The sequence below is a fragment of the Heliobacterium mobile genome (assembly GCF_009720735.1).
Lineage (GTDB): Bacteria > Bacillota > Desulfitobacteriia > Heliobacteriales > Heliobacteriaceae > Heliobacterium > Heliobacterium mobile.
On record NZ_WNKU01000027.1, the window covers coordinates 13,519 to 30,231 of the forward strand.

The 16,713-nt window shown below is 48.0% G+C and carries 13 protein-coding genes; 8 read left to right on the top strand and 5 right to left on the bottom strand.

Annotated features, from left to right (window positions below; translation table 11 throughout):
* Positions 1–89: 89 nt before the first annotated feature.
* A complete protein-coding gene (locus GJ688_RS16305) occupies positions 90–500 on the top strand; it encodes an HI0074 family nucleotidyltransferase substrate-binding subunit (RefSeq protein WP_155477598.1) in 411 nt (136 codons plus the stop codon).
* Positions 501–553: 53 nt separating this feature from the next.
* Here GJ688_RS16305 and GJ688_RS16310 read toward each other — a convergent pair whose 3' ends face one another.
* Positions 554–3,286 (bottom strand): ATP-binding domain-containing protein, encoded by a 2,733-nt coding sequence (locus GJ688_RS16310; protein WP_155477599.1) that lies wholly within the window; start codon positions 3,284–3,286, stop codon positions 554–556.
* A 471-nt stretch (positions 3,287–3,757) separates the two neighbouring features.
* Between GJ688_RS16310 and GJ688_RS16315 the strand changes: the two genes are divergently transcribed.
* A complete protein-coding gene (locus GJ688_RS16315; RefSeq protein WP_155477600.1) occupies positions 3,758–5,779 on the top strand; it encodes a P-loop NTPase family protein in 2,022 nt (673 codons plus the stop codon).
* 158 nt (positions 5,780–5,937) lie between these two features.
* On the opposite strand, the gene GJ688_RS16320 is transcribed toward GJ688_RS16315, so the two are convergent.
* Positions 5,938–6,138: a hypothetical protein gene (locus tag GJ688_RS16320; protein ID WP_170292088.1), complete on the bottom strand. Its 201-nt coding sequence runs from the start codon at positions 6,136–6,138 to the stop codon at positions 5,938–5,940.
* A gap of 728 nt (positions 6,139–6,866) precedes the next feature.
* On the opposite strand from GJ688_RS16320, the gene GJ688_RS16330 reads away from it, so the two are divergent.
* Together GJ688_RS16330 and GJ688_RS16335 are read left to right on the top strand one after the other, a co-directional pair.
* On the top strand, positions 6,867–10,142 hold the full coding sequence (locus tag GJ688_RS16330; RefSeq protein WP_155477603.1) for a DEAD/DEAH box helicase: 3,276 nt from the start codon (positions 6,867–6,869) through the stop codon (positions 10,140–10,142).
* Between the two features lie 91 nt (positions 10,143–10,233).
* Positions 10,234–11,283: an SWIM zinc finger family protein gene (locus GJ688_RS16335; protein WP_155477604.1), complete on the top strand. Its 1,050-nt coding sequence runs from the start codon at positions 10,234–10,236 to the stop codon at positions 11,281–11,283.
* Between the two features lie 295 nt (positions 11,284–11,578).
* Here GJ688_RS16335 and GJ688_RS16340 read toward each other — a convergent pair whose 3' ends face one another.
* The 3 genes from GJ688_RS16340 to GJ688_RS16350 form a co-directional block, all read right to left on the bottom strand.
* The gene (locus GJ688_RS16340; protein ID WP_170291680.1) at positions 11,579–11,731 is read right to left on the bottom strand and encodes a YvrJ family protein; all 153 of its coding nucleotides are present in this window, start codon (positions 11,729–11,731) and stop codon (positions 11,579–11,581) included.
* A 144-nt stretch (positions 11,732–11,875) separates the two neighbouring features.
* On the bottom strand, positions 11,876–12,100 hold the full coding sequence (locus GJ688_RS16345; protein ID WP_155475465.1) for a DUF2922 domain-containing protein: 225 nt from the start codon (positions 12,098–12,100) through the stop codon (positions 11,876–11,878).
* 112 nt (positions 12,101–12,212) lie between these two features.
* On the bottom strand, positions 12,213–12,437 hold the full coding sequence (locus GJ688_RS16350) for a DUF1659 domain-containing protein (RefSeq protein WP_155477605.1): 225 nt from the start codon (positions 12,435–12,437) through the stop codon (positions 12,213–12,215).
* A 301-nt stretch (positions 12,438–12,738) separates the two neighbouring features.
* Between GJ688_RS16350 and GJ688_RS16355 the strand changes: the two genes are divergently transcribed.
* From GJ688_RS16355 to GJ688_RS16370, 4 genes are all read left to right on the top strand, one after another.
* The gene (locus GJ688_RS16355) at positions 12,739–13,287 is read left to right on the top strand and encodes an SEC-C metal-binding domain-containing protein (protein ID WP_207708831.1); all 549 of its coding nucleotides are present in this window, start codon (positions 12,739–12,741) and stop codon (positions 13,285–13,287) included.
* Positions 13,288–13,804: 517 nt separating this feature from the next.
* Positions 13,805–15,544 (top strand): DUF262 domain-containing protein, encoded by a 1,740-nt coding sequence (locus tag GJ688_RS16360; RefSeq protein WP_155477606.1) that lies wholly within the window; start codon positions 13,805–13,807, stop codon positions 15,542–15,544.
* A 16-nt stretch (positions 15,545–15,560) separates the two neighbouring features.
* Positions 15,561–16,046: a hypothetical protein gene (locus tag GJ688_RS16365; RefSeq protein ID WP_155477607.1), complete on the top strand. Its 486-nt coding sequence runs from the start codon at positions 15,561–15,563 to the stop codon at positions 16,044–16,046.
* A 243-nt stretch (positions 16,047–16,289) separates the two neighbouring features.
* Positions 16,290–16,451 (top strand): hypothetical protein, encoded by a 162-nt coding sequence (locus tag GJ688_RS16370; RefSeq protein ID WP_155477608.1) that lies wholly within the window; start codon positions 16,290–16,292, stop codon positions 16,449–16,451.
* Positions 16,452–16,713 lie beyond the last annotated feature (262 nt).

The window sequence follows — 16,713 nt, forward strand, 5'->3', positions numbered from 1 at the left end:
GCCGAGTTCCCAGGCGAAATATTTCTGTGATGGGGTAAAAGCTTATAAAAGCGACTTGCTGACCAAAAGTATAAGGGGGGAGAGAATTATTGAACCCAAAAGAGATGCGCTGGCGTCAACGGTTTGAGAATTTCCACAAAGCCTATGGTCAGTTTCAAGAGGCGATCGTAGCTTATGATCAACTGAATTTGCTCGAGAAAGAAGGTTTAATTCAGCGGTTTAAATACGCCTTAGAATTAGCTTGGAAAACATTAAAGGATTATCTCGAGGCCAAAGAAGTCATAGCCAATTTCCCCAGGGATGTGATAGAGGAAGCATGCCGCTGTGAGCTGATTGGAGACGGTGATACATGGACGGAAATGTTAGAAAGCAGGCGTACCCTTATCTATACGTTCAATGAAGAGCGGCTTAACTTGGCTTTATATCAAATCAAAGGCGATTACTATAAAGCTTTATCCCAAGTTCATCAGCGGCTTCAAAACGATTTCGAAAGGAAATGATAAGACGAGTTTTGGGCCGTTTCAAGTTTAGGGGACTTTTTTTCGCCTCCATACTACACATTTTCCACCGTAATCCCCCGATAAAATTTCAGACATATATACGCCATCGTCTCTACGGCCCAAAGGTGGAATTCATCTGGCGAAATGAACTCATCGCTCTTTCGCTTGAAAAACAGTTGAATATATCCGGAGTATTTTGTACGTTCTAACTTTGTTCCCGCTTTTTTCTCCAGGGAAGATCCATAACGCCTCGTGATTATTTGGCAATAGTGCTCATTTCGGGAACGGTCTTTGCACTCAAGGTGGATTCCTACCGTTAAAGCTTTTTCCCGCTGCTGAAATGACCATTCAAAATATACCCCGGAGGTATTGGTGGAAATTTGATAAGAAGTAGAGTGAGTACCTGCAGGAGGTAGCTTCAGTGTAATTTTTTGCTGTGTGAGCTTCTGCTGGAGCAACTGTCGTAAATGTTCAAAAATATTTACTTGCAGTGCGACGGGATTGAGCTTTTCCTTAACGGCTGGGATTACTTCAGGGGGAACGGAGGAGCCAAGACTGGAAGACAGGCTAGCAGGTACGAGGGGTGAAGGAGGACCGATATGTACGATCATGAGTTCATGAAGTGCCCGTGTGAAGACGAAGTGCAAACGCTTTCTGTCTTCATCGGTATCTTTGTAATTCGTACTGGAAACATCCCAGGCGATGACGGCATCTAATTCTAATCCTTTGGCCTGATAACTATCGATAATCAGGCAGGGGGTGTTTCGCTCCGATGTCTGTGAAGAGGCAAATGTATAGGTGTTAACGCCATTGGGCTGATGCTGCAGCTCTGCATAGACTTGCCGGCTTTCCCGAATGCTCCCTGTGATGATGGCGATCCAGAAGTGCTGTTTATGCGTAAGCCATGTTCGAATCGTCCGATGGGCGGTGATGATTGCCTGCTCAAAGGTTTCGGCTTTTTGATACATCGGGGCTAACCCTGAACGGGGAAAGGGATTGCTCTTTTGGGTATTTTCCGGGAGGACTTGGTTGGCTAAGGTGGTAATTTCCTGGGTGGAACGGTAGTTGGTCGTTAAGGAGAAAAACAGCGCTTTTTTCTCTCCGAAGAAGGGAAGATCGCATAGCCCATGCCAAACGTTACCGAGGCCGCGGTGGGGAACCGTATTTTGGGCAGGATCCCCGACGAGCGTAAACCGTGGTTTGTTCATACAGAGCGAAAGGGTTTGAAGCTCGAGCGGATTCATATCCTGGACTTCGTCAATGGCGATGTGTTGAAAGGTCCGGTGGCTTCCATTCAACCATAGGTGGATATAGCAAATGGGGGCAAGGTCTTCGCGGCGAATTTTTCCTGCTTTCAACAAATCGATTGTGAGTCCCCAATCGGACACCGGTTGATGTAAATACTCTTGACCGATTAAAGATATTAGGAAATCCATATAGACCCGGATAGGAGATGGACGAGGGAAACCATCCAGATAGGGATGCCACCTTTTATGGAATTCATCGATGGCCTCAGTAGCTTTTTGCTCATCCTCTTCGAGCGGGTTTCCGGTGAGGACAAAGCTTGAAAAGCGTTTATGGATGAACTCTTGAATTTTTTTGATGCGATGAGTAAAGGGTTGGGTAGGAATTTGCTCTTCCCATAGACGCAATTGTTCTTCTCGAGTAAGCATAAAGATGCCTCGATATGTTGGAAAAACGATGTCTCTTACATAGGTAACATATTCTTTGTGCGTATAAGCGACGAGGAACGCTGCAATTCGTTCCCCAAATTCCAGAGATCCCTTAACGCGGGAAGTGGTGATCGAATGGTTAATCCAATGGGTAAGAATCTGCGGATGGGGAATGTCTGTAGATAAGATTTCATAATGATCTTCCATCAGAACCACAGCTAATTCGGTGACCGATAGTACGAAGTCTTCATAGGTAGCCCATTGAATTTTTGACGGAGTAAAACCCGGCACATTGATGCCCGCCATATACTGAGACAGTAAACGCGTTGGGCTTATCACGAGTGTTTGCTCTAAGGCCAGTTGATTGTTGAGATATAGGTAGGCCAGGCGGTGTAGAAGCACTGCGGTTTTTCCGGAACCGACCGTCCCTTGAAGAAGAATGCTTCGCCCAAATGGGGCAGAGATGATCTTCATCTGTTCGGCTTGAACGGTGGCAATAATTTTCCGGGCATGGGGATATGTATTGCTCCGCAATACTTCATTTAAAAAAGAATCGCCTGATTCAGAACGACTGAGGTTATGAACCTCGAGGAGCATGCCCTTTTCGATGCGAATCCGACGTTTTAGGGATGTACACCCGGATATCGGTTTGCCAAGATTGTTGTAATAACGAATTCGCCCGATACCGGCTTGAGACCGTATCGCTGCGGCAAAAGGACTGTGCCATGAGGTGAGTTGGAATTGAATCAGTGGATTTTGATCGAAAGACATGAGTGTTTTTTCTAAGCTTTCCCGAGTGCGCAGATCCTGCTCTGTCACATATACTATAAGTTTCGTGTTATGACCGTCTTCGAGAAAATCGGCACGCATCAAATAGGGCGATTGAGAAAGGCGCTCGACAAATTGTTGTAGGGAAAGGTGATCTTGATCTTTCTTCCGTAGCCAACGGTTGGTTGTCTCATCGTAGGGGTTATCCATGATCTTAAGTTTTTCGATTTCTGCTCCATGTTGCTTTATGATTTTTTGGAGCTCCGACTGTACTTTGGACAGTCGGGTCTGCTCTTCAATAAACGGAGACGTTTTTTTCCCTTGCTTGCGTTCAGCTTTCGGCATGGGCGAACTCCCCTTTGCAAAAGTGGAGTAAAAAGCACAGTGACCGTAAGGGATTACCTTGAGGGATTATATTATAATTTATCCATAATTTTCAATATTCTTTCTGAGCTAGAGTGTTAGTTTGTAAAGCCCTGTCGCCGATCCTATGGAACGCTGATATAGATATGTAGAAAACAAAAAAGAGGTTTTGCTTGTGAGCAAGACCTCTTTCCTATTTTACATATTTCCTATAGCCTCGGTCGGTAGATGCCGGTTGCAAACGCGCTGTATATCCGTCTCACGATGGTACACGGGAAGAGCTTAATGTAGTGCTCCACTTGGATAGCCCATACCAACAGTCTTGAAATGGATAAGCCGTCATAAGATAAATACCGGAAAGGTTTGTCTACTATCGTACTGTACTGCCGAAGTTAGCTACCCTAAGAATAGTGCTTTCAAACGGTACGAACGAGACGAAAGGAGCCAATGAACATGGAAGTAAGCAGCCAGAGAACCCCCATAGAAATCAGAAACTCCTTCATTCCGTTGCCATCAAAGGAAGAAGGATATTCAACAGTCCTATTACTTGGCGTCACTGGGGCAGGAAAAACAACGTTGCTTCGCCAGATGATTGGATCGCACCCAAAGAAGGATCGGTTTCCTTCAACTGCTCCGGGAAAAACCACCGTATGCGATATGGAACTGATCATTCAAGAAACAATTGAATACAACGTCATTGTCACATTCTTTTCCATTGAAAAAATCCGAACGTACATAAGCGAGTGCTTGATGAACGCAGCAAAAGCCCACATAGAAGGGGAATCAGACCATAAGGTTGTGCAACGTTTTATCGTTCACCCGGAAGAGCGATTTCGTCTGAACTATATCCTAGGAAACGTTAAACTGGAAAAAGACCAGGGACTGATAGACGACGATGATGACGAGGATGGAAATGATGATGATTTTGATGAAACGGAAACCACTTCAAAGATACGGCGAGAACAAGAAGAAAGGCTCAAAGTTTTAATTGATGAACTAAAATCCAAAAGCACAGATGCTTGGAATAAACTTCAAGGTTCCTTTGACGGTGATGGGAGTCCAAGCGGTACGGAACAACTGGAGCTGTCCTTTTCAAGCGATGAAGAAAAGTTTTTACGGTTTGAGGAAACGTTTTCAACGAGCCCTACCTTTCGTATGATCCTGGAAAGCGTACTCATTGAAGTGAAGAAAAGGTTTGACTATATCACCACCGGTAACTGGGAAATCGGCCCAGAGGAATGGCCGGTGTGCTGGACCTTCACCAGCACAAATCGAAGTGAAGTCATTGATATTCTGAAACGGATCACCGGGAATCACAAGTCCTACCATGGTGAACTACTTACTCCACTTGTCCAAGGCGTTCGGCTCAGCGGGCCTTTCAAACCGATTTGGCATGACGAAGGTTATCCAAAGCTTGTTTTCATGGATGGGGAAGGACTATTTCACCAGGCCTCAGACAATACAGCCCTGCCGACGGAACTTATTAAAAAAATTGAACAAGTAGACGCCGTACTGTTAGTAGATAACGCCACACAAGCGGTCACGCCGGGTCCAACCGCGCTCATCAAAGAAATGGTCTCCAGCGGGCAAGAAGATAAGTTATTTATTTGCTTCACTCACTTTGATGGCGTCAAAGGGGATAGTCTACCCGGTGTTATGGCAAGACGGGAACACGTGCTCAGTTCTCTCGAAAACGGCATCACCCACATCGCTGCGTTATGTGGACCATCGGCGATTCGAAGCCTTCGGCACCGTCTGGATGAAAGGGTATTTTTCGTCGGTTCCATTCAAAAAATCGTTTCGCCTAAAGGAAATGCAGCCACTGTAAGCGAGCTGCGAAAGCTAATGAAATCCCTTAGCCAAGCAGGGTTAGTGCCCCAAAAGGAGATTGGGCGGAACGTACAAAGAGAGATTATCTCTATTGTCGATGAGCATAAGTTACATCTGCTCTTTCGCCGGAATATGAAAGACTTTTATAATAAGTGGGATGGGATCCTTGGCTTAAACGTCAACAGCACATATCGAAAAGAAAACTACACACGGATAAAGGCGATGACAAAACGGATAATGAATACTGAGTATGGATACGACGGACTATACCCGGCCACGGATATGCTAGATAAGGCTAAGGAGACGATCGCTCAGTTTATCGATGAGTATGTAACTTTCCAGGATGGAGCCTCGGAAAAAGATCAGGATGCGCTCAAATCCGAAATGAGGCGGGCGATCAGCACGCAGTTAAATCGATTTGTGATTGAGGAATTGATTCATGAACCAAAGCCCGACTGGACCACTGCCTATCAACGCAGAGGCACCGGATCTTCCACACTAAGGGCGAGAGACGTTAAGAAAATATTCGAAAATGTTATTGGTGAATTGGTCGAAGAAGATGACCCGCTGTTCTTATCGGTAAGGGATATTCTTTTTCAGGAGATCCGGGATGTAAATACGACGGAAGGCGCGGATAAGCCGTAAACAAATCGCCAAAGAGAGAACGCAACCTAATCTATGGGAATGGCCGCAGCAAAATAGAATATTCAATATGTGCTTCCAGACCATGAAGTATGGGGCTCCCCTCGGGAATAAATAAGCTCGCCGTAATCCGGCGGGCTTTTAAATCATTTGACTATATTTTACACGACCCCAATAATCGCCGCCGTTGCCGTCAAATGAAAGGCCGCCATCCCGAGCAGCCGACCCTCCTCCGGGTAGGTAATAAAGGTCAACTTGACAAGTACGTCCGGTATGGCCGTCGAACCAGATGCGGATGGCTGTGTGATGTCGCTGGCCGATGACTTTGATGATGACGCCAAATGATTGGCGGAAAACAACATTATTTTACTAATGGATGGTGTGAAGATCTGTGAATTGCTTCTAAGAAGAATGCTTACCAGTTTCTAAAGTCATTTATTTTTCCCTGTAAAAGTGCTAAACGTAAATGGATTCTTACTTCGCTGATGCTGGAGTTACCTTAAATCCTTTGACTTCAAGCAAACGGATCATATGAGCTTCCCGTCGTTTCTCTTTCTCTTGACAAAAACGTTCGAGGTAGTCTGCGCCTAGCTCGATATATGGTTTTTTGGTCAGAAGAATATGAAATATGATGCGAAGTATTGTATGACCCAAAGCTACGAGCGCTTTCTTTTTGCCAAGTCGCTTTATCCAATTCCAGTAACGAGCAGACATCGAGTATTACGAGTTACAGAAGCTGCCTGCTCATTGATGCCTGGAATTGTGTCCTCCGTGTGAAATCTATGAACCGGAATGACAACCTGAAAAATAAAAATTTTATCCGGACTCGCAGTCCTATATCCTGTGCTTCAACGGTTGCCTGAACAGTTTTATTTGCCTTCAAAACCCTGCGTATATAATAAGGGATCGAAATGAATTTAAGTAAAAAAAGGAAATTTTTTGGCAATGATATGGAAATAAAGTTCATTATACAATTGAACTTGCCTGGTTTTTTCTGAATATAGAGTAGGTGTATGCATAAATAAGTCGAATGAAATAAACATCTACAAAAAGATTTACAAAAAGGTCTGACTACAGAGAGGATAGGGCTATGATTATCCTGCACGCCGGTTTTTATGATGAACAGTTATTGCTCTGGGGAGAAAGGCGACCCGATGACGACTGGCAACCGTTGAAACGTCGCGGGCGAAAACCGAAAGAGCCACGGCTGGAACCGTTTCCCTTTGATGTGGGTGCAGCCCATCTGGGAGATATTTTGAAGGCAGCTGAGGATGGGTGGCCAAGGGGGGGCTCCCTCCATGCATTACCTAAAAAGGTAACCCTCTGGGTTCCTTCAACAGAAGCAGGGCCGATCCCCTCGAGCTCGCTCATGGGGGATGTGCCAACCGAAGACACCATCGCGCTCCGGCCATGGAGTCTTTCCGCCCTCGCCTTCTCCGGCGGGGATATGGGGAAACTGCTCTGCGCTTTTGCCGAGAAATCCTTGTGGACGCCGGGCGTGATCATCGGTGACGATTTGCGGTACTGGACGGAGGCGAGCCGTTTTGCTGCGGTCTTGATCGCGAAACAACAGTACTTGCCGCAGATAGAGCCGGTTGGTGATGACTATCAAGCCCTTTGGCGCCCGCTCTATCTGGGAGAGAGTGCCGCCCAACGGTTGCAGTTGGCTCACGCCATGCCCCCCGTTTGTCGAGCGTTGACACCGGGAGACCAAAACGGTGAACCGGATCGGTCTTCCCTCGCGGTGCTGACGGAGTTTACCGGCACATTGGTGGATCTCTGGGCAAGAGAGCAGGATCTTTCTCAAAAACCGGCGATCGCGCCAGGTGCGGTGGGCAAGCCAAAGACGGTAAAAGCTTCAAAGGGACAGACCGGCACCGTTCATGATGCATGGATAGAAGCGTTGACTGGCCCTAACCGGATCCTTCGAGGAGACAAAGATGAGATTAAGCGGCTCATCGAACAGAACTATGATTGGCAACGCCGTCTCTACCAGCTGGCATCGGCACCGATGCGACTCACCTTCCGCCTCGAAGAGCCCCAAACGGGAGTTATCCCTGACGGCGGTAGCGAGAGCGGCATTAGCGATAGAGACATTAGTGATAGTGGCCTTCGCGAACGTGGCAGTAAGGAAAATTCCCGTAAGGCAGTAAAAAAAGCAGCCCCTGCAGCGCCTGCAGGGTGGTACGTTCGTTTCTTGCTGCAAGGACGCCATGATGGAAGTCTGCTTTTTCCTGTTGAATCAATCTGGAAAAAGACCTGGCGTTACAAGCTGCCATTGGAAGAGAGAGGCAGCGCCTGGACTCCTGGTCAAGTCCGGGAACTGGCACTGCAGGCGCTTGGACAAGCTTCCGGCCTCTGTCCCCCCGTCGAACAAAGCTTGCATGACCCGGCGCCGGCCGGGTTTGAACTGGACACCGACAAGGCCTATGCATTTCTCACGAACGATGGGCCTGCGTTGGAGGCAGCAGGATTTGGCGTACAGCTTCCAGCGTGGTGGACGCCGAAAGGAACGAAGATGCGCCTGCGGGCTCGAGCCCATGTTCAGAGTCCTTCCTTGCAAGGGGGAGGGGGGCTGTCCTTGTCCGATCTCGTCCAAGTGGATTGGCAGCTTCTATTGGGGGACGACTCGATCTCGGTCACAGAGTTGCAAGAATTGGCCCGGTTGAAATCACCGCTCATCCAGTACCGGGGACAGTGGATTCAACTGGATGCGGCTGAGATGGCTAAAACGCTGGACTATTGGAAGAAAAAAAGCGCTCACCCAAGCACGGTGCGCGATGTTATCGAGATGACGCTCGGCGTCAAAGAGATTCCGTTGCCCATTGACCTCGAAGGCGTAACGGCAGAGGGGGAAATGGGGCAACTGCTCGATCAGTTGCAAGGGAATGTGCCCTTTGCGGAATTGCCGGAACCGGAAGATTTTCACGGTACCTTACGGCCCTATCAGCGACGGGGCTACTCTTGGCTCACCTTTCTCCAACGATGGGGACTGGGTGCCTGTCTGGCTGATGACATGGGCTTGGGGAAAACCGTTCAAACACTGGCTCTGCTCCAGCGCTATCGTCAATCCACTGCGGAACCTCGCCCTGTACTGCTGATCTGTCCCACCTCGGTCATCGGCAACTGGCAAAAAGAGGCGGCCCGGTTCACGCCGGATCTGCCGGTCGTCGTCCATCACGGTGCTGACCGCCGGCGGGGAGACCTCTTCCGGGAAGATGTCGACCGGTCAGCGCTGGTCATTTCCAGCTATGCCTTAGTCCAGCGGGATTTGGAGGCGCTGCGTTCGGTGGAGTGGGGTGGAATTATTCTGGATGAAGCCCAAAACATCAAAAATGCCGAAACGAAACAAGCGAAAGCGTCTCGCAGTTTGCAGGCGGGATTTCGCATCGCCTTGACAGGGACGCCCGTGGAAAACAACGTCGGCGATCTCTGGTCGATCATGGAGTTTCTCAATCCGGGATTCTTGGGGGTAATCAGTGAATTTCGCCGCAAATTCTTTTTGCCCATTCAAAAATCTCGTGATGCCGAAGCGATGGAGCGCTTGAAAAAATTGACGAGTCCCTTTGTGCTGCGCCGCCTCAAGAGTGATCCGTCGATCATCCGCGATTTGCCCGATAAGCTGGAAATGAAAGTCTACTGCACACTGACGAAAGAACAATCCTTCCTTTATGCAGCAGTTCTGCAGGATGCCATGGAGGAACTCGAAGGCAGTGACGGAATTCGGCGCAAAGGGATCATCTTGCGTTTGTTATCGCTGTTCAAGCAGATCTGCAACCATCCGGCACAGTTTTTAGGTGATAACTCCGATCTCGGCGGTCGTTCCGGAAAACTCGCGCGGTTGACAGAAATGGTGGAAGAAGTTCTCGCTACGGGAGAGCGGGCGCTCATCTTCACCCAGTTTACCGAGATGGGTCACATTTTGAAAAAACATCTGGAAGAAACCTTCGGTCGAGAAGTGCTTTTCCTGCATGGCGGAGTACCCAAAAAGCGGCGCGACGAAATGGTCGAACGCTTTCAAAATGCAGCCGATGGACCGCCTCTGTTCCTCTTGTCGCTCAAAGCCGGTGGAACCGGTTTGAACCTGACCCGCGCCAATCACGTCTTCCATTATGACCGCTGGTGGAACCCGGCGGTTGAAAATCAGGCGACAGACCGGGCGTACCGCATCGGACAAAAGAACAACGTACAGGTGCATAAGTTCATCTGTGCCGGAACGATGGAAGAAAAAGTCGATGAAATGATCCAGCGGAAACAGGAACTGGCCGAACAAGTCGTAGGCACCGGGGAAGATTGGCTGACCGAACTGTCCACTGCGGAGCTACGGGATCTCTTCGCATTGCGCGGCGAAGCCCTCGGTGTGTAAGTGAGCGCGAGCATGGCGATGCAAATAAGTAAGAGGGAATCAGGTCAAGCAAGTAAGGTGAAAGCAAGTAAGGTAAAAGCGAGGTGATATCATGGGCCGTTGGGATGATTTTTATTATCGTCCATCGAAGCCAAAAGCGGTGACCGGAGGCATCAAAGCACAATCCCAGCGCGGTGCCATTGGCAAGAACTGGTGGACTCGCCAGTGGATCCAGTCCTTAGAACGGTTGATGGACAGTGGACGGCTGAGCCGCGGTCGAACTTATGCGCGAAAGGGACAAGTGCTCTCTATCGACATTGACAACGGGACGATCCATGCGAAAGTACAAGGTTCCCGCACAACGCCCTATAAAGTGCGCATCCAAATGCGGGCCTTTACTGCGACGGAGTGGAAACAGACCGTACAAATCCTGTCAGAAAAGGTAGTCTATGCGGCCAAACTGCTTTCCGGTCAGATGCCGGCGGATATCGATCAGGTTTTCCAGGAAAAGAAACTATCCCTTTTTCCTTATCGAACGGATGACCTGAAGACAGACTGTTCCTGTCCCGATTGGGCTAATCCTTGTAAACATGTTGCCGCAGTCTACTACCTGCTTGGAGAGGAGCTGGATCGGGATCCGTTTTTGCTCTTCCGGCTGCGTGGGAAGTCCTGGGCTGAGCTGGCGCCACTGTTGAACCTCGGAGATGCCAGTTCCGAGAAAAAGAATAGGGCTGCGATGAGTCCCGACCAAGCCATTGCGGGTGAATCGAGCCCCCTTGAGGCAGAAGGCACTTCGAGCAAACGAAAACATACCCAAGGAAGCAAAAGCCCTCGGCAAAAGGGGACCCATTGCGATTCCGACGCTCCGATAACAGAACAACGGAAGGAATGGGTCTTCAAGGAGCAATTTCCGAGAGAGGGTCTCCCGGCAGATCCGAAAGCCTTCTGGGGAGGGCAAGCTTTGCCTGAAAATTTTTGGGGAGAACTGCCGAGGTCGAGCCAAACGGCACCCTTAATCAAGCAACTGGGGCCCTTTCCTCTCTGGCGTGGACAGAAACCGCTGGAGGAATCTCTGGAACCTGCCTACCGGCGTGCATCGCAAAGAGGAAGAGATTTGGTTCAAAGTCCCCAGAGCTTCCTCAGTGGCGGGAGTGAACTGTAACTTGTTCGAGCAATGGCGCCGCGGGCTGCTTCCGACTATTTCGCTCCGGGGAAAACCACCGTATGCGATATGGAACTGATCAGTGCTGAAATTCTATCCGTCTTCAATTATGTGAAACAGCTACGATTATTGTAGACACCGAATGAAGTACGAAAACCAGTTAGTTAACCAGCCTAGTTTTTGATAAAGAATATCCGTTGGCGTCCATTCCGTTTAACTTAGAAAGGTGCTCAAAAACAGTTAACCACTACAAAAGAAAAGCCCCTGCTAATCTTTCGCAGGAGCTTACGACTTGTTACACCTGTTCTTTTAGGATTTCCACGTTCTTAGCCAGTTCGCTGATGGCACTGCTCAGCGTTTCGAGCCTTCCCTCCATGCGAATGAGCAGGTATGAGGCGATTGCCACGGGAAACCCCACATTGGCCACGGACTGTAGGAGACCGTCCACGTTTTTTGCACCTCCTTGATGTCATTTGAAATGAAAGAGATTTAAGCTGAAGATCAGAGAGGACCGGGAACGATGTCTATCTTTCAGTTCCCGGTCCCTTTTTATGGGGATGGTTCTTTCTCTGCCCTATCCCCGGGTCTATTCTTACGGGTTGTACAGGTCGGTCACGTTGGAGGAGACCATGCGGACGTCTTTTTTGCCGATCAGGTCTCCACCAGAGGTCGTGAAAACGTTGTTAGCGATGATGGTGTCCATGACGGTAGTTACTTCGTCCGTTGTGAGGCCCGCTTTAGGGTCGCGGACCCGCAGTACTACGTCACGGCCCAGTTGGTTGGTAAAGACCAGTTCAAGGGTTTCTTTCGTTGCCATCGAATTGTCACCTCCTTGAGAGGCCGGGCGGGGGATGCTGAATTCCGCCCGGTCGAGTTTTATGTGCGTTGAGTTACGGTTATGAAAGGGGTTGTCCCAGTTTCACCGGGCTTTAGGCTTCCACTAAGGCGTTTTGGTCGATCCGGGAGATGCGGCTGACAGGGATACTCATCAGGCTTGCCAGGGCTTGAGCGGTGGTAAAGACATTTACGTCGGTGGCACCGGGCTTCAAGCCTTTGTAATCCCGGTTTTGCACCAGCGGCTCACCTTTGCTGTTCGTGCCCGTTTGGACCGATAAGCGCAGGCTGGCGGTGACAGCGGATTTGTTGATAGCCATTTTTTCTGACCTCCTTTCCGAACATTTGTTTGCGCCGGCTACGGTTTTAATGTACCAGAGGAATGGAAATTGGACAAACCCTCTGAGGGCGGATTAGGCCTAATGATTAGCACATACGTTCCAATACCTCCCAATATCTCCTGAAATCTCAAGAACACACGTTCGATAAATCGAGCTGGTTCTTCTTTTTTTGAGGTTAAGTGATAAGGTACTCGGTAAAAGGAGTTGTACAGGCATACCCTATAGATGAAGAAGGCATTAGAAATAAAGTTAAAACGCAGTAGATTTTGAACCACTAAACTTGATTCATGATAATTATTTTGTAGCTGAAGCGATTATGATGCTTCGCGAGTTTGAAGAGAAATTACGGCAGCGTAAGGGTAAGCCCTTCTATATTCCGAAGCAAGAAGAGCTTTTAAAATACAAAGAAGAATCATACTTTGAAGTTACGAAAGAGTATGAGGCTTTACGAAGTTATCTAACCCTAAACATCTTTGAGGGTGATGAGGCTAAAGCAGAAAAACTGTGTGAAGAAGTCCAAGGCATATGTGAAAATTGTTTTTCAATGGAACTCATTTTTGACGTGTTTAATCGTGAAGATGTGATCTTTAAGAATGAAGACCAAGTAAATGAAGTGCTGCAACGAGTCATGGCTTTGGCAAACAACACAAGGATTTGGGAAAACAATGGACATACGCCGAGCGAGATATTTAACATGATGGAAAGGCCTAATTTACGGCCTCTTCCTAAGAGCGGGAAATTCAACAAAATCGGCAGAAACGATCCATGTCCTTGCGGCAGTGGCAAGAAATATAAAAAGTGTTGTGGCAATTTGTACTCGCCGGAATGAAGTCTACCGCTATAAGATCATCAACGAGAACAAGAAAAGGCCCTGTGAGAAAGAAGGAGGTCTCACAGGGCCTTTTGCTGCAGTTAAACTAAGCAAGGCATCCCCCATATGGCGATAGCTTTTTCTTTTTCCACGGTGGCGATGGAGACATGAATCTATTGTCTGGGAGAGAATCTTGGGTGGTCCGGAGAGAACATTGAACATCTGAGGAGAACTCGAACAATTGAAGAGAACTTTGAACAGCCACAGAGAACCTAATATAGCTTGAAGAGAAGCGAATTCAGATTCAAGAGAACCACAATCATATCCGACTCGTCACTATAGACTTTGCTCAGCGATTTGAAAGTATTGGTTAGGATCATTTTTTGAAGAAGCGATTAGAGTTACAAGTCCCTTCTTCTCAAGGTTACTTAAGATTCTTAGCGTGAGTTCCCCTCTGGTGAAGGCGCCTTGTGGCAGGAATATTCGACGCATCGTAGAAGGGAGTTATTCAAGTAGAAGAAAGGAGAACCGTACCATGTCCGGAAAAGGAGAAATCAAAAGCGAAAAAATCCTGATCAAAGATATTTTTTCTCATATGTGGTTTCGCATCCCTGAGTACCAACGCCCCTATGTGTGGGGAGCCGATGAAGTGGTCGAACTCCTCGATGATCTCACCTATGCCATGATGGAAAAGCCCGATTCGGAGTACTTTCTGGGCTCCTTTGTCTTCCAGGCCAAAGCGGCCAACCCGGCGATGGGACAAGCATTTGATGAGAATGACTTGTTGGATGGACAGCAGCGGATGACAACGTTGCTGCTGCTTTTTGCCGTCATCCGCGACCTGGCCGATGATCCCGATGCCAAGGATGATTGCCAGAAGTGTATCTACCAGAAATCGAGCAAGTACAAGAATATCCCTGAGCGGACACGTTTGGTCTATGCCATACGGGATTCGGCGCAAGCCTTCATTGAGAACTACATTAAGACCACAGGCGGTACAGCAAAAGAGGCTGACTTGACGAAGTGCGGCGAGAAAGATGAAGATCTGTCGGCGCAGAATATGGCCAAAGCGGTCCTGCGCTTGCGCAAGTTTTTTCAGGAAAACCCGGCCCACAAGCCGGAAGAATTGCTGCAATTTCTGTTGAACAGGGTGCTCTTGATCTATGTTTCCACGGAAGATCTCGATGACGCTTTCCGGTTGTTCACCATTCTCAATGATCGCGGCATTCCGCTTCGCAACAGCGATATCCTGAAGAGCCTGAACCTGGGGGCCTTAACCACATCGGCCGAGAAAGCCAAGTATGCCCGCCTGTGGGAAGAGGCGGAAGGGGAACTGGGTGAGGATTTTGATCGCTTTTTGAATCACGTTCGCACCGTTTTGGTGAAAGAGAAAGCCCGTCTGAACCTGCTTCAAGAATATGAGGATAAAATCTATGACCCGAAAGAAAGGGATAAGGCGACAGGACAGAGAAAGCCGGTGCTGCTTCGCAAAGGTCGCGAAACATTTGAACTGATCGAACGGTATCTGTCGCACTACCGGACGCTTTTGGGCGGACAGAACTATGACGAAACGGGACAGAGCTTCGCCTTTGACAACCTCGTGAAGGTAATGCAGACCGGCTTGCCGGCGACAGATTGGATGCCGCCATTGCTGCGTTATTATAACAAGTTTGGCTACAGTAACTTGCTGGTCTTTTTACAAAAATTAGATAACAAGTTCTCAGCCGATTGGATCGGTCAATATGCGCCAACTGATCGGATCGAAGCGATGAACCGTGTTCTGAAGGTCATCGATGATGCCGCTTCTGAACAAGACGTGTTCAATTCCGGTTGCTTTGACATTGATCGTGACGCCTTTGTCCGGGTGCTCGACGGTCCTGTATATGGACGGCGATTCGCCAAGTATATCTTGTTGAAACTCGATTATCTCTATCAGAATCATGACCAGCGCATGCATTTTGAGACCCTGTCTGTTGAACATGTGCTGCCGCAGAATCCCGACGGAGCGAGTCAATGGGTGAAAGACTTTACCCCGAGTGAACGCGAAGAGTGGGTGAATAGGCTGGGCAATTTGGTGCTCATCACGCGGCGGAAAAACACCTCGCAGGGGCGAATGGATTACCTGGATAAGAAGAAGCGTTATTTTGACAAGTGTATTGATACCTGTCCCAACTCCCTGCGGGTATTGCGGACTTATGACCGCTGGACACCGGCAGAGCTTCTGCAGAATCATCGTGTTGTGCTGAATGCAGTGCTTAAACACTACGGTGTTTAGAAAAAGGAGAAAAGATTTGAGCTTATTTAGATTCATCGCTTCAGACAAACCCTTGCCGGAAGTCGATCAAAGTGGTTTTACGAAACTGAAGGTGAGGGATTTAAAGAGGATGATCCAAGAGAAAATAATCCCGATGCCGAAATCACCACTACCTCTGGATAAACTTGATGACGATTCGGAAGTGTTATATGCAGCGAGTGAATCCGACATTGGCGGGTTAAAGATTTCAATCTGCAAGAATCCACCTACCGGATTGGAGCGTTATATAACCAAGGAATACATCTACTGGATGGAAGGAAGATTAGATTCCAAGTGCATCAATCAGCTAAAGATGTATTTGAAGACAAATTTGCAAAAAGAGAATAAGGTTGAGCTTTGGTCGATCCTTTTCGGTGACGAATTCGTAACTAACGTGAGCCAAAAAACCCCACTCATGGAACTCACTGATGCCGATCTGGTGTGGCTACGAGATCATGAGTGCTGCTGCTTAACAGTAGAATGAAAAATGTTAAGCGCTTAATAAGTCTACTTAGAAAAGACTACCTCGAATTATGCGATGTAGTCTTTATTTTTTATATACATGCAACCGTTCTTAGCTTTATACGTACCTTTTGAAAGTGTGTGTAAGAACTCTACTTTTGCAGGTGCACTCTTCGCCGCGGCGAAACTAGGTGATGAATCTTGAAAAATGATATCAAAATCAACGTGGGAGGGATTTAGATGGGACATCGCACGGAGGGAATACTTGCAATTAATTGTACAACATCAAAAAAATATAAATTTTGCAGAAAAATCGAGAAAAAAACTTGAACAAGAGCTGATTGAGGCACGACGTGCCAGCCAAAAGGCAAACGAAGAGCCTTGCATAAAGCGCGAAGATGGGACTAACGAACGATACGCTGGCTAAACTCTGAACAGGGTAAAAGAAAGAACGTAGACGATGCGAGCCCGACCTATGTCCTGGCACCTTACAGCCGTATTGACTTCAATGTATATAGTTGAAAATCAGTGGATGAAACAGATAGTATTAAGATGGCTGCGGCATATCAATGGAAGAGCACCCAACTCTTATATGAGTATTGGTGCTTTGTGAAAACGGTGGACGCACTTCAAGAGATCGGGTTTCGCCCCGAAACGGGTTGGGTCTTTTCAAACAAATCGAATTTCGG